Here is a 13,219-nt window from a genome sequence, read left to right as displayed (position 1 = left end):
TTCGACAGGCCAGAAAGGCTTAAGCCCGGGACAAGCTGAGCTGAACGACGTCGGTGCGTGCGGTGCGGAAGCCCGCCTCACAGTACGAGAGGTAGAAGCGCCAGAGCTTGCGGAAGCGCTCGTCGAAGCCGAGCCGCTTGATATCGTCCCAGGCGCCCTCGAAGCGGCTGGCCCATTCCGCGAGCGTGTCGGCGTAGTGCTGTCCGAACCGCGAGACGCCGGCCCAGGACAGCCCGGCGCGTTCGGTTTCCGCCTTCAGCCGCGCCTCGGACGGCAGCATCCCGCCCGGGAAGATGTACCTCTGGATGAAGTCGGCGCGGCGGCGATAGTCCTCGAAGAGCTCATCCTGGATGGTGATGATCTGAAGTCCCGCGCGACCGCCGGGCTTCAGACTCTCGCGCACCTTCCCGAAATAGGTGGGCCAGTACCGCTCGCCCACCGCCTCGAACATCTCGATGGACGCCACGCGGTCGAACTGCCCGTCGACATCTCGATAGTCGATCAGGCGGATATCGGCCCGCTCGTTGAGGCCCTGAGCGAACATGCGCTCCTTGGCGAACCTGTACTGCTCTTCCGAGATGGTGATCCCCGTGACCCGGGCGCCGACCTCGCGGGCGGCATACTCGGCGAAACCGCCCCAGCCGCAGCCGATCTCCAGAACATGCTGCCCCGCCCTGAGGTCCATGCTCTCCGCCAGGGTGCGGTATTTGCGCCTCTGGGCCTCGGAGAGAGCCTCTCCTGGCTTTGCGAAACGGGCCGCGGAGTAGGTCATCGTCGGATCCAGCCAACGGGAATAGAACGCGTTCCCCAGATCGTAGTGGGCATGGATGTTCCTGCGGGAGCCGTCGCGGGTGTTCGGCCGCAGCAGGTGTTGCACGAAGTGCAGCAGGGACATCAGCGGACTGCCTGTCGCCACCCGCTCGATGTTGTCGAAGTTGAGGGCGAGCACCTCCAACAGCGCCGACAGATCCGGCGTATCCCACTCGCCGGCCATGTACCCCTCGGCGAGGCCGATGTCGCCCGACGCCAGGACCCTGCGCATGAACCGGTAATCACGGACGATCAGATGTCCTTCAGGTCCCGGCCGATCGGCCGAGAGGCGCAGCTCGCGGCCGTCCGGCAGGACGAAGACGAGCACGCCCGTCTGCCAATTGCGGGTCATGATGCGCGCGGCCGCCTGGAAGGCGGCGGGCGCGCCATCGAGCGGCTGCATCAGACGATCCAGGCCCATGGTCGCTCCCCCTAAGCGTTACTGGAAGATAACACCGATCTCGCAACGCGTGCAGATCGGCTCTCCAGACGTACGGCCAGGCTTGAGCGGCGGATGCACCGGACTTGCGGTCGGCAGGCGGTCGGGCCACTTAGGCCCGCCGCGCAAGGAGTGACCCATGGCCGTCCTGAAGCTCGACCGCTGGAACCTCGCTGTCGGCGACGGCCAGCCGCTGACCGTCATCGCCGGCCTGAACGTGCTGGAGGACGAAGGCCTGGCGCTGGAGACGGCGAGGCATCTGAAGGCGATCTGCGATCGTCTGGGCCTGCCATTCATATTCAAGGCGAGCTTCGACAAGGCCAACCGCTCATCGATCACCAGCTATCGAGGACCGGGCCTCGACGCCGGCCTGAAGATGTTGAAGGCGGTGAAGGAGCAGGTCGGCGCGCCGCTCGCCACCGATATCCACGAGGTGGACCAGGCCGCCGCGCTCGCGGACGTGATCGACCTGCTGCAGATCCCGGCCTTCCTGTGCCGCCAGACCGACCTCGTGGTGGCCGCGGCGCGGGCTATCCACGCGACGGGCGGCCTGCTGCACGTGAAGAAGGGACAGTTCCTGGCCCCATGGGACGCCAAGAACATCGTCTCGAAGGTGAAGGAGGCGGTGGACGGCGCGGACATCACCATCCTGTGCGAGCGCGGAGTCTCGTTCGGCTACAACAACCTCATTGTCGACATGCTCGGTCTGGATGAAATGAAGAAGCTGGGCGTGCCAGTGACCATCGACGCCACGCATGCGGTACAGCTGCCGGGCGCCGACCCGCGAACCGCGGGCGCCTCGACCGGCGGCCGGCGCGAGGGGGTGGCGACGATCGCCAAGGCGGCCGTCGTCTCGGGCGCCGACGGAGTCTTCCTCGAATTCCATCCCGAGCCTGACAAGGCGCTGTGCGATGCGCCCAGCTGCCTGGCGCTAGACAGCGCGGAGGCGCTGCTCGGCAAGCTGAAGGCCCTGCACGAGGTCGCCCGCGCGCCTTGACGCCCGGCTTGACCCTGCGCCCAACGCGCCGCACACCCTCGAAGCCATGGATCTGGCCGCTCTCCAGCACCTCCTCGCCGACCTTCCCGGAAAGCGGGTCGCCTGCGTCGGCGACCTCATGGTCGATCGCTTCGTCTACGGCTCGGTGAGTCGCATATCGCCGGAGGCTCCGATCCCGGTGATGGCGCGCAGCCACGACATCGTCATGCTGGGCGCCGCCGGGAACGTGGCGCGCAACGTGGCCGCCCTCGGCGGATCGGTCGCCCTGGTGGGGGTCATCGGCGGCGATGCGGACGGCCATGAAGCTTCTCGCCTCGTGGTCGAGGAGCCGTTGATCGAGGGCTATCTCGTCACGGACCCCTCTCGTCCGACCACGCGCAAGACCCGGTTCGTCTCGGGGGGACAGCAGTTGCTGCGGGTGGACCTGGAGGAGAGCCGCCCGGTCACCGGCGAGTGCGAGCAGCGCCTCGCGCGCACCATCAAGGACGCGGCGCGTGGCGCGGGCGTGATCCTCCTGTCCGACTACGGCAAGGGCGTGGTCACCGATGCGGTCATCGCAGCCTGCCGAGAGGCCGCCGCCGAGACCGGCGCCAAGGTGGTGGTGGATTCCAAGGCCAGGTCATTTGCGCGCTATGGCGAGGTGGACCTGATCAAGCCGAACGCGCTCGAGCTTTCCCACGCGACCGACATGCCGACGGAAAGTGACGCCGAAGTCGCGGCCGCGCTGCAGCGCGCCCTGGAGCTTTGGCCGGCGAAGGGCGTGCTGGTCACCCGCGGCGGCAAGGGCGTATCCCTGGCGCTCCGCGGTGAACCGGTCCGGCACTTCGCCACCGTGGCGCGCGAGGTATTCGATGCATCGGGGGCGGGCGACACCGCGCTCGCGGCGCTGGGGCTCGCGCTGGCCGCCGACACCGGGCTGGAGGTCGCCATCGCCTTCGCCCAGCTGGCTTCCGGGGTCGCGGTGGGCAAGGCGGGCACGGCGACCGTGGGGCCGGACGAGCTGATCGAGGCCGTCCTGACGGCCCACATGGCGCCGGCGGAGGCGAAGATCGCCACGGCTCAGCGGATGGCCGAGGAAGTCGCCCGCTGGCGCGCCCAAGGCCTGCGGGTGGGTTTCACCAACGGCTGCTTCGACATCCTCCACCGCGGCCACGTTGCCTACCTGGCGCAGGCGAAGGCCTGGTGCGACCGGCTGATCGTCGGCCTGAACTCCGATGCTTCGGTCAAGGCGCTGAAGGGTGAAGGACGGCCGGTGAACGATCTGGAAAGCCGCGCCCTCGTGCTCGCGGGCCTGCAGAGCGTCGACCTCGTTGCGCCGTTCGAGGAGCTGACCCCGCTCAAGCTGATCGAAGCCGCGCGGCCCGACGTCCTGATCAAGGGTGCGGATTATTCGGAGAGCGAGGTCGTCGGCGCCGCCGAGGTGAAGTCCTGGGGTGGCGAGGTGAGGTTGGCCGCCCTGGTGGACGGCTATTCCACCACCTCGGCGATCGCCCGCATGAAGAAGGAACCCACATGACCCGCAGGATCGTCTTCGTGACAGGAGGTGCGGGCTTCATCGGCTCCAATATCGTGGCCAAGCTCGCCGAGGACCGCGCCCTGGACGTGGTGGTCTGCGATCGCTTGCGGGAGGCCGAGCTCGGGAAGTGGCGCAATATCGCCAAGCATCCCATCGGCGACTTCGTCGCGCCCGAAGACATGTTCGAGTGGCTGGAGAAGCGCTGGCGCGACGTCGAGATGGTGGTCCACATGGGCGCCATTTCGTCCACGACCGAGCCGGATGCCGACAAGATCATCCACTCCAACTTCACCCTTAGCCGGGACCTGTTCCGCTGGTGCGCCGACCGGCAGCGGCGGCTGGTCTATGCGAGCTCGGCGGCCACGTACGGCGCGGGCGAACACGGCTTCGACGACGACAACGACTTTGAGGCCCTAGCGCGGCTCCGACCGCTCAACACCTACGGCTGGTCCAAGGCGCTGTTCGACGTCTTCGCGTCGCGGCAGGCCGCGCGGGACTACGCGCCGCCGCAATGGGTGGGGCTGAAGTTCTTCAACGTCTACGGGCCGAACGAAGAGCATAAGCACTCGATGAAATCCGTCGCCGCCCAGATCTGGCCGCACGTCCGCGCCGGTCAGGGCGTGCAACTGTTCAAGAGTTACCGCCCGGACGTGCCCGACGGCGGGCAGAAGCGGGATTTCGTCTACGTGCGCGACGCCGCCGAGGTCACCCGCTGGCTGCTCGACAATCCTCAGGTGAACGGCATCTTCAACCTGGGGAGCGGCGAGGCGCGGACGTTCGAGGAGATGGCCCGCAACGTGTTCGCCGCCGCGGGCAAGCCGGCTCAGATCGAATACACGCCGATGCCGCCGGCCATTCGCGACAAGTACCAGTACTTCACGCAGGCGCGGATGGATCGGCTGTTCCAGGCGGGGTACCCCCGGAAGATGACCTCACTTGAGGACGGGATCAGCGACTATGTCGGCGGCTTTCTCAGCCAACCTGACCCCTACCGCTAGCCCATGAGCGAGCCCCAGCCCCGCCGGCGCCGGTGGCTCACGCTCCTGCTGCTCGGGATCGTGCTGCTGGTGGGCGCGACGATCGGGGTCTACTGGGGCGATCTCCAGCAGACGGCGCTGGACCCGAAGGCGCCGTTCCAGACGTATCAGCCTCCGCCGGCGCCGGACTATGCGCAGGCCGAGGCCTGGTCGCTGCGGCCGAACGGACAGGGAGATCGCGCGGCCGACGTCTTCTTCATCGCCCCCACCACCTACAAGGGCGGCCGCCACTGGAACGCACCGCTGGACGACGCCGAGACGGTGGAGGAATTCCGCAAGACCATGGCCCCGAACTACGTCGGGCCTTTCGTCAGCGTGGCGCGCGTCTATGCACCCCGATATCGGCAGGCCAGTCTCTACAGCCTGCTGACGCTGCGCGAGGACGCGCGGGAGGCGCGCCGCTTCGCCTATGGCGACGTCGCCGACGCCTTCCGCACCTACGTCCAGCGCGACAATGGAGGGCGGCCCTTCCTGCTGGTGGGGGGTCGAGCAGGGCGGCACGCTCGGGCTGCGGCTCCTGGAGGAAGAGATCGCCCGCGATCCGGTGCTGCGATCGCGGCTGGTGGCTGCCTATCTGATCGACACCGTGGCGCCGGCCGATCGGCCGCCGATCCCGCCGTGCATGGAGGGCGGGCAGACGGGCTGCCTCGCCGCCTGGACGCGGGTGGAGGAGGGCGCCTTCGACGCCGCGAAGCGAAGGCTCGACCGGGCCCTGGTGTGGAACGACCGCGGCGACCTCGTGAATCTGACGCCCCGGCCGGCCCTTTGCTTCAACCCCGTGCTGGGCGCTGTCACGGAGACGCCGGCGCCGGCGCGGCTCCACCTAGGCGCGGCCAATGCCACCGGCCTGGAGTGGGGCGCTCGACCTGCGTTCCTCGCCCGCCAGGTCAGCGCCCGCTGCGAAGACGGCGTCCTGCACGTGAGCCAGGCCAAGTCGGCGTCGCTTCGGAAGACTGGCTCCTGGGCCGATCGGCGCCGGTCGCCCGGCTTCAACCTGTTCTACGCCGACCTCGAGGCGGACGCGAAGGCGCGGCTCGCCGCCTATCAGGCCCGGTCCGACGCCACGCCCTGAGGGGGGCCGACAGAGGACGTCATCGACGGCTTGGAGAACCTGCCGCAGGCGCTCGTCGGCCTGCTGCACGGCGAGAACCGCGGCAAGCGGACGGTGCGCATCTAGCCCGCGTCCCGCAGGGCGAAGTTGGCCTTCCAGTCGAAGAGCTCCTGGAGCACCTGAAGCGCCTTGCCGCGCTCGCTCGCGAGCTCGGGGTCCCGATGGATGATCAGTCTCGCGTCGTCGCCGGCGGCGGCGATCAGCTCTCGGTGCGCGAAGGGATCGGCGAACACGTAGTCCGGGAAACCTGACTGGCGGAGGCCGAGCGCGTCGCCGCCGCCGCGCAGCTCCAAGTCGCGCTCGGCGATGACGAAGCCGTCGTCGGTGCGCCGCAGGATGTCGAGCCGTTGCTGGGCGGTCTCGGACAGCGGCGGGTCGTACAGCAGCACGCACGCGCTCTCGCGCGCGCCACGGCCGACCCGTCCGCGGAGCTGGTGAAGCTGGGCCAGACCGAAACGCTCGGCCTGTTCGATGACCATAATCGTGGCGTTCGGCACGTTGACGCCGACCTCGACCACCGTGGTCGCGACCAGCACCGAAAGCTTGCCGTCGGCGAAGTCGGCCATCACGGCGTCCTTCTCCGGCCCTGTCATCTTGCCATGGACCAGGCCGACGCTCGGCAGCACCTTCTTAAGCGCGAGCGCTCGCATCTCAGCGGCGGCCAGGTCGCTGACTTCGGACTCCGAAACCAGCGGGCAGATCCAGAAGGCCTGGGCGCCCGCGGCCACGACCTCGCGCAGCCGTTGGACGACCTCGCTCATCCTCGGCATAGGCACGGCGCGGGTGGCGACGGGCGTGCGGCCCGGCGGCTTCTCGTCGATCCGGCTCACGTCGAGGTCGCCGTAGACGGTGAGTTCCAGCGTCCGCGGTATCGGCGTGGCCGACATTGCCAGCAGGTGGGTCGCCTGGCCCTTGCCCTGCAGCCGCTGGCGTTCGGCCACCCCGAAGCGGTGCTGCTCGTCGATGACCACGAGTTGCAGCTTGCGGAAGGCGACATCGTCCTGGAACAGGGCATGGGTGCCGACGGCGACGGCCGCCTGGCCTGATCCCAACGCCATCAGCTTCTCGGCGCGGGCCTTGCCCTTGTCGCGGCCGGTCAGAAGAACGACGTCGATCCCGTGCGCAGAGAGCGGGCCCGAGATGGTCTCGTAATGCTGGCGGGCGAGGATTTCGGTCGGCGCCATCAGCGCCGACTGGCCGCCGGCGGCCGCGACATCGGCCATGGCGCACATGGCGACGACGGTCTTGCCCGAGCCGACGTCGCCCTGGACGAGCCGGCTCATCCGCTCGCCCGAACCGAAGTCGGCGCGGATGTCGGCCAGGGCGCGCGCCTGGGCGCCCGTGAAGGCGAAGGGCAGGTCGGCCTGCACGCGGGCGGCGGCCTCGCTGGCGGCGACGGTCGCGGCGGGCTCCCGCCGACGTGCGGCCTTGCGCTGGGCCATCGCCAGCTGGTGGGCCAGAAGCTCGTCGTAGGCCAGGCGGCGCATGTGAGGCGTGAGCGGGGAGAGGTCGGCCTCGCTCTCCGGCGCGTGCAAGCGGGCCAGGGCCTCGCGCCAGGCCGGGAAACGCTCGCGCGCCAGATAGGCGGGGTCCTGCCACTCGGGCAGCTCCGGCGTCTTTTCCAGCGCCTCCAGCACGAAGGTGCGAACGCGGCGGGCTGGCAGGCCCTCGGTCGCCGGATAGATCGGCTCGATCTCCGGAATCTCTTCCGCCTTCTCCGGATCGGCCATGTAGTCGGGGTGGACCATCTGGCGGCCGAACTTGTCGTCGCCGACCTTGCCCGAGACGATCCGGCGCGCGCCGACCGGGTGTCGCTTTTCCAGGCCGTCGCCGAAGCGGCCGAAGAAGACGAGGGTGATCCAACCGGTGGGGTCCGAGGCGCGGATCCGCCAGGGCTGGCTGTTCACCCGCGGCTTCTGATGCTCCTCGATGACCAGTTCGAAGGTCATGATCTCGCCGTCGCGCGCCGCCGACAGGACGGCCGGCGTACGGCGGACCACCGTGTGCGGCTTGAGGAAGGCCACGTCGCGCACGATCGGGCCGGCCACCCGGTCAAGCAGGGGCGCCACCCGCGGGCCGACCCCCTTGAGCGTGTTCACCGGTGCGAAAAGCGGGAACAGAATCTCCGGCCGCATGCTTCGAGCATAGCTCACTGGCGCAGAGGCGAGGGGACCTCTATATCCCCGACCTCCTTATGACGACTGAAGATGCACGGCTGAAGAAGCTGAAGCTGCGGGCCTGGCGCCGCGGCTTCCGGGAAGCGGACCTCATTCTGGGGCCGTTCGCGGACAAACACGTTTCGACGTTCTCGCCCGAGGAACTCGACTGGTTCGAGCGGCTGCTGGAGCAGCCTGACCAGGACCTCTACGGCTGGATCCTCGACACCCAGCCGACGCCGCCTGAGTTCGATGGCGAATTGATGAACCGTCTCAAACTCTTCCGCGACGAAGTTTACGCCAAGGGGATGGCCGGTGGCAGCTGACGGTTCGCGGCCGGTGAGCGCCGCCCAACTGCGTCGGGTCGCCGAGGATCCCGGCCGTCTGGACCTGGTCGGGGCGCCCGAGGGCTTCGATGCGCTGGTGATGGCGGACGTGGTCAAGGCGCGGAAGGGCCTGTCGGTCTTCGTCGCCCGCGACGGCGCTCGCATCTCGGCCTTCGTCGACGCCTTCCGGTTCTTCGCGGAGAGCGTCGAGGTGATCACCTTCCCGGCCTGGGACTGTCTGCCGTACGACCGGATCGGGCCTTCGCCAGGTATCGCCGCCCAGCGCATGGCGACGCTCTCGCGGCTCGCCCACGGCCTCGATGACAAGAAGCCCGTCCTGCTGGTGACATCCGTCCCGGCGCTGTTGCAGCGCGTGCCGCCCGTGAAGTTCGTCAAGCGCGCCAGCTATGCGGCGAAGGTCGGCAACTCCGTCGATATCGGCGACCTCGAACGCTATTTCGCGGTCAACGGCTACAGCCGCGCCTCGACCGTCTCCGACAAGGGCGAGTTCGCCATCCGCGGCGGCGTCATCGACGTCTTTCCGCCGACGGCCGAGGAGCCCGTGCGCCTGGACCTGTTCGGCGACACGTTGGAGAGCATCCGCGCCTTCGACCCCGAGACCCAGCGCTCCACGAAGCAGCTCAAGGACGTCAGCCTGCTTCCGGTCAGCGAGGCGCTGCTGGACGCCGACGCCATCAGCCGCTTCCGAACCGGATACCTCGAGAGCTTTGGCGCGCCGGGCGACGACCCGCTGTACGCCGCGATCTCGGAAGGCGGCCGCCGCGCGGGGATGGAGCACTACCTGCCGCTGTTCTACGGCGACCTGGGGACGCTCTTCGACTATCTGCCGGCAGATGCGCTGATCGCGCTCGACCACCTCTCCCGCGACGCCCGCGACGAACGGCTGGCGATGATCGCTGACGCCTACGAGAGCCGGACGGCGAACGAGCGGAAGACCCACTACCACCCGTTGGAGCCCACGCGGCTCTATCTCGGCAAGGATGAGTGGGCGGAGTTGCTGGCGAAGCGAGCGACGCGGCGCTTCTCGGCCTTCAACGAGGCCGAAGGCGAGGCGGTGCTCGACATGGGCGCTCGCCAGGGGCGCGACTTCGGGCCGGAGCGCAAGCTGGACAGCGTCAACCTGTTCGAGGCGACGGTCGACCACGCGAAGAAGCTGTCCGGCGACGGCAAGCGGGTGCTGTTCGCCTCATGGTCGGACGGCTCGTCGGACCGCCTCGGCCACATGCTGTCGGACCACGGGCTGAAGAGCCTGCCCCTGGCGTCCTACTGGGACCAGGCGAAGGCCGCCGATCCCAAGAAGCCGCAGCGGGTCGTGCTGCCGCTGGACCACGGCTTCGAGACCGACAGCCTGGCGGTCATCTCCGAGACGGACATCCTGGGCGACCGGCTGGCGCGACCGCGCAAGCGGCGGCGGGCCTCCAACTTCCTGGCCGAGGCGTCGGCGCTGACGACCGGCGACCTGGTGGTGCATATCGACCATGGCATCGGGCGCTATGCGGGCCTGAAGACCCTGGACGTGCAGGGCGCGCCACACGACACGCTGGAGCTGCACTACGGCGGCGAGGCCAAACTCTACCTACCCGTAGAAAACATCGACCTGCTGACCCGCTACGGCGCGGACGGCGAGAATGTGCAGCTGGACCGGCTGGGCGGCGCCGCCTGGCAGGCGCGCAAAGCACGGGCCAAGGAGCGCCTGCGCGAGATGGCCGACGGCCTGATCCGCATCGCCGCGGAGCGCGCCACCAAGACGACCGACGCCGTGGAGCCGCCGCAGGGCGTGTTCGACGAGTTCTGCGCCCGCTTCCCGTACGAGGAAACCGACGACCAGCTCATGGCCATCGGAGACGTCCTGGAGGACCTGTCCGCCGGCAAGCCGATGGACCGGTTGATCTGCGGCGACGTGGGCTTCGGGAAGACCGAGGTGGCGCTGCGTGCGGCCTTCGTGGTGGCGATGAGCGGCCAGCAGGTGGCGATCGTGGCCCCCACGACGCTCCTGGCCCGTCAGCACTACAAGACCTTCACCGAGAGGTTCGAGGGCTGGCCCGTGAAGGTGCGGCGTCTGTCGCGTCTCGTGCCCGCCAAGGAAGCTGCGGAAACGCGGGACGGGCTGGCCAAGGGCGAGGTCGAGATCGTCGTCGGCACGCACGCGGTGCTCTCGAAGCAGGTCAGCTTCAAGGACCTCGGCCTCGTGATCGTCGACGAGGAGCAGCACTTCGGCGTGAAGCACAAGGAGAAGCTCAAGGAGCTTCGGGCCGACGTACACATGCTGACGCTGACTGCGACGCCGATCCCGCGGACGCTGCAGATGTCGCTGTCCGGCATCCGGGAGATGTCGATCATCGCGACGCCCCCGGTCGATCGCCTGGCGGTTCGGACCTACATCACACCGTGGGATCCGGTGGTCGTCCGCGAGGCGCTGCTTCGCGAGAAGTACCGCGGCGGCCAGGCCTATTTCGTGGCCCCGCGGATCAACGACCTCCCGGAGCTCGAACGCTTCCTGCGCGAACAGGTCCCCGAAGTGAAGTTCGTGGTCGGCCACGGCCAGATGAGCCCGACCCAGCTCGAGGAGGTGATGACCGCCTTCTACGACGGCCAGTACGACGTGCTGCTGTCGACCACGATCGTGGAGAGCGGCCTCGATATCCCGACGGCCAACACCCTGATCATCCATCGCGCCGACATGTTCGGCCTGGCGCAGCTCTACCAGCTGCGCGGACGCGTGGGCCGGTCGAAGGCGCGGGCCTACGCCTACATGACCACGCCGGCCGAGAAGCAGCTGACCCTGTCGGCGGAGAAGCGCCTGAAGGTGCTGCAATCCCTCGACAACCTGGGCGCCGGCTTCCAGCTGGCCAGCCACGACCTCGACATCCGCGGCGGTGGGAATCTGCTGGGCGAGGAGCAGTCGGGCCATATCCGCGAGATCGGCGTCGAGCTGTACCAGCAGATGCTGGAGGATGCGGTGAACGAGCTGAAGACCCGCGCCGGCGCCGAGGGCCTCGTCCACGATCGCGGCTGGTCCCCGCAGATCAACACCGGCGCGGCAGTGCTTCTGCCGGACGAGTACATCCCGGATCTCAACGTCCGCCTGGCGATCTACCGTCGGATCTCGGACGCCGAGAAGGCGGACGACCGCGAAGCGCTGGCGGCCGAGCTGATCGACCGGTTCGGCCCACTGCCGGCCGAAGCCGACCAGCTGCTGAAGGTCGTCGCCATCAAGGGCCTGTGCCGCGAGGCCAACGTCTCGAAGATCGACGTCGGTCCGAAGGGCGCCGTGGTGACGTTCCGCAACGACCAGTTCGCCAAGCCTGAGAACCTGATCCCATTCCTGGCCAAGAACCAGGTCGCCTGGAAGCTCCGCCCCGACAACAAGGTCGTGGTGAAGGGCGAGTGGGAGACGCCGAAGCAGCGCCTCGATGCGGCGGAGAAGGTCCTTCGGGAGCTCGCGAAGCTGGCGGCCTAACCAGCCTTGCGCCCGGCGGCGGCCGCGGCGGCCTGCTCGAGGGCCTGGACGACGGCGTCCGGGGACGTGACCTCGGCGGCGCCCATGTCGAAGTCGACGACAAACGGCTTGTTCCCTTGGCCGGCTTCGAACGCCGTGCAGCCGATGACGGCGGAGATGCGCTGGCCCGCGGCTTCGGCGGCGTGCAGCGGCGTGGCGGGGAGGGCGAGAGCGAACACCTCCGGCCCGAGCCGGGCGCCCGTGTCCTCGACCCGAACGAGACGGCCCACCATAGAGCCGATCTGGGGCACGGCGCGGGCCACCCAGCCGCCGGCGCGGGGCGCGCGGAGTTCGGGCTTTTCGGCCAGCTTCAGCACGCAGACGCTCAGCGGCCGATTGCGCGCCCGCGAGGCGCGCGCCAGCCGCGCGAGGTGAGCGGCGAACAGATCGCGGGTGAACAGGCCGGTAGCGGCGTCCATCAGGCCCGAATGGCGGGCCTGCTCCAGCGCGTCGCGCACCGCCTTTTGCCGGCGGAACGCGCGGGCGAGTTCGACGACCCGGCGAGCCGTCTCGCTTTCGGCGGTGTCCGGCGTCGCCACGTCGCTGATGCCGCGGTTGTAGGCCTCCGCGGCCGTCAGCGTGGCCTCGCCCTTGAGATAGAGCAGGGCGGGCGTGTGATAGAGACGCGTATTGCGACGCATGCCGGCGGCGATGGAGAGCGCCTCCTGCGGACTGTCGCCGGCCCAGAGCACGACGGCGTCGAACGGCCGCTCATGCAGGAAATCGAAGGCCGTGAACGCGGTGAAGGCGCCGGTGACCTCGGCGCCGTTGCGGGCCAGTGCGTTGGAGAGCGCCAGGAACTGGGGCGCCGGCTCGCCGATGGCGAGAACCCGGTAGGGCGTGGGATCGTCGGCCGGCAGCTCCAGCAGATGGCCCCGCTCGGCGAAGCTCTCGAGGCGAAGCTCGAACTCCTCCTCGGACACCGCCGTGCGGACGAGGCTTTCCAGCCGCATGGCCGCCTGAGCCGGGTGCAATGGCGGAGCCACCACGAGATCGAATCCCAGGTCCTTCAGGAAAGGGTCAGGTCTGCCCATGCCGATGACCGGAAGACGGCGTGGAGCACAGGCGGCCTTCAGCCGCCCGGCGATGCCCTCGGCCTCGTCGCCGAAGCCGGCGAGATCGATGATGGCGGCTTCGATCTGCAGATCCGACAACGCGGTCTCGGCCGTGACGAGCCGGCGTGCGGTCACTGTGCGCCAGCCGAGGCGATCCAGCCCTTCGGCGAGAGGTCCGGCCACGGAATCATCGCGCGCTGCGATCAACACCCGGGCCTGTACGCCTGACGCCATTTCCCCATCCCAAAACGC

9 protein-coding genes and 1 pseudogene are annotated in these 13,219 nt (G+C 69.0%); 7 read left to right on the top strand and 3 right to left on the bottom strand.

Going from position 1 to position 13,219, the window contains the following annotated elements; all coding sequences use genetic code 11:
• Positions 1 to 19: 19 nt before the first annotated feature.
• Positions 20 to 1,231, bottom strand: a complete 1,212-nt coding sequence (locus tag LRS10_RS17190) for a cyclopropane-fatty-acyl-phospholipid synthase family protein (protein ID WP_257838327.1) — start codon at positions 1,229 to 1,231, stop codon at positions 20 to 22.
• Between the two features lie 157 nt (positions 1,232 to 1,388).
• Between LRS10_RS17190 and kdsA the strand changes: the two genes are divergently transcribed.
• From kdsA to LRS10_RS24540, 5 genes and pseudogenes are all read left to right on the top strand, one after another.
• Positions 1,389 to 2,246, top strand: coding sequence for a 3-deoxy-8-phosphooctulonate synthase (gene kdsA / locus LRS10_RS17185; protein ID WP_257838326.1), 858 nt, complete (start codon positions 1,389 to 1,391; stop codon positions 2,244 to 2,246).
• Between the two features lie 46 nt (positions 2,247 to 2,292).
• Entirely contained in the window at positions 2,293 to 3,762 is a 1,470-nt protein-coding gene (rfaE2, locus tag LRS10_RS17180; RefSeq protein ID WP_257838325.1) for a D-glycero-beta-D-manno-heptose 1-phosphate adenylyltransferase, read from the top strand.
• A complete protein-coding gene (gene rfaD, locus LRS10_RS17175; protein ID WP_257838324.1) occupies positions 3,759 to 4,760 on the top strand; it encodes an ADP-glyceromanno-heptose 6-epimerase in 1,002 nt (333 codons plus the stop codon). The genes rfaE2 and rfaD overlap by 4 nt, the downstream gene beginning before the upstream one ends.
• A 3-nt stretch (positions 4,761 to 4,763) precedes the next feature.
• Positions 4,764 to 5,228: pseudogene (locus LRS10_RS24545) on the top strand (DUF3089 domain-containing protein); the annotation flags it as partial.
• A 25-nt stretch (positions 5,229 to 5,253) separates the two neighbouring features.
• Complete coding sequence (locus LRS10_RS24540) at positions 5,254 to 5,871, top strand: DUF3089 domain-containing protein (RefSeq protein WP_308237975.1); 618 nt, start codon at positions 5,254 to 5,256, stop codon at positions 5,869 to 5,871.
• 101 nt (positions 5,872 to 5,972) lie between these two features.
• Here LRS10_RS24540 and recG read toward each other — a convergent pair whose 3' ends face one another.
• Positions 5,973 to 8,045: an ATP-dependent DNA helicase RecG gene (gene recG / locus LRS10_RS17165; RefSeq protein ID WP_257838323.1), complete on the bottom strand. Its 2,073-nt coding sequence runs from the start codon at positions 8,043 to 8,045 to the stop codon at positions 5,973 to 5,975.
• A gap of 59 nt (positions 8,046 to 8,104) precedes the next feature.
• On the opposite strand from recG, the gene LRS10_RS17160 reads away from it, so the two are divergent.
• Positions 8,105 to 8,392 carry a succinate dehydrogenase assembly factor 2 gene (locus LRS10_RS17160; protein WP_257838322.1) on the top strand — a complete coding sequence of 96 codons (288 nt, stop codon included), beginning with the start codon at positions 8,105 to 8,107 and terminating at the stop codon, positions 8,390 to 8,392.
• A gap of 28 nt (positions 8,393 to 8,420) precedes the next feature.
• On the top strand, positions 8,421 to 11,873 hold the full coding sequence (mfd, locus tag LRS10_RS17155) for a transcription-repair coupling factor (RefSeq protein ID WP_257839196.1): 3,453 nt from the start codon (positions 8,421 to 8,423) through the stop codon (positions 11,871 to 11,873).
• Here the strand turns inward: mfd and LRS10_RS17150 are convergent.
• Positions 11,870 to 13,201, bottom strand: coding sequence for a diguanylate cyclase domain-containing protein (locus LRS10_RS17150; protein ID WP_257838321.1), 1,332 nt, complete (start codon positions 13,199 to 13,201; stop codon positions 11,870 to 11,872). The genes mfd and LRS10_RS17150 overlap by 4 nt on opposite strands.
• Between the last annotated feature and the right edge of the window lie 18 nt (positions 13,202 to 13,219).

This window comes from Phenylobacterium sp. J426, assembly GCF_024699945.1.
In the GTDB taxonomy this organism is placed as follows: domain Bacteria; phylum Pseudomonadota; class Alphaproteobacteria; order Caulobacterales; family Caulobacteraceae; genus Phenylobacterium.
The sequence above is the reverse complement of the archived record's forward strand: the minus strand, read 5'-3'. Positions and strand labels throughout refer to the sequence as shown.

Bases quoted from the DNA above. Each gene is read 5' to 3' on its own strand.
- LRS10_RS17190 (WP_257838327.1), bottom strand. From the start codon at position 1,231: ATGGGCCTGGATCGTCTGATGCAGCCGCTCGATGGCGCGCCCGCCGCC.
- kdsA (WP_257838326.1), top strand. From the start codon at position 1,389: ATGGCCGTCCTGAAGCTCGACCGCTGGAACCTCGCTGTCGGCGACGGC.
- rfaE2 (WP_257838325.1), top strand. From the start codon at position 2,293: ATGGATCTGGCCGCTCTCCAGCACCTCCTCGCCGACCTTCCCGGAAAG.
- rfaD (WP_257838324.1), top strand. From the start codon at position 3,759: ATGACCCGCAGGATCGTCTTCGTGACAGGAGGTGCGGGCTTCATCGGC.
- LRS10_RS24540 (WP_308237975.1), top strand. From the start codon at position 5,254: ATGGAGGGCGGCCCTTCCTGCTGGTGGGGGGTCGAGCAGGGCGGCACG.
- recG (WP_257838323.1), bottom strand. From the start codon at position 8,045: ATGCGGCCGGAGATTCTGTTCCCGCTTTTCGCACCGGTGAACACGCTC.
- LRS10_RS17160 (WP_257838322.1), top strand. From the start codon at position 8,105: ATGACGACTGAAGATGCACGGCTGAAGAAGCTGAAGCTGCGGGCCTGG.
- LRS10_RS17150 (WP_257838321.1), bottom strand. From the start codon at position 13,201: ATGGCGTCAGGCGTACAGGCCCGGGTGTTGATCGCAGCGCGCGATGAT.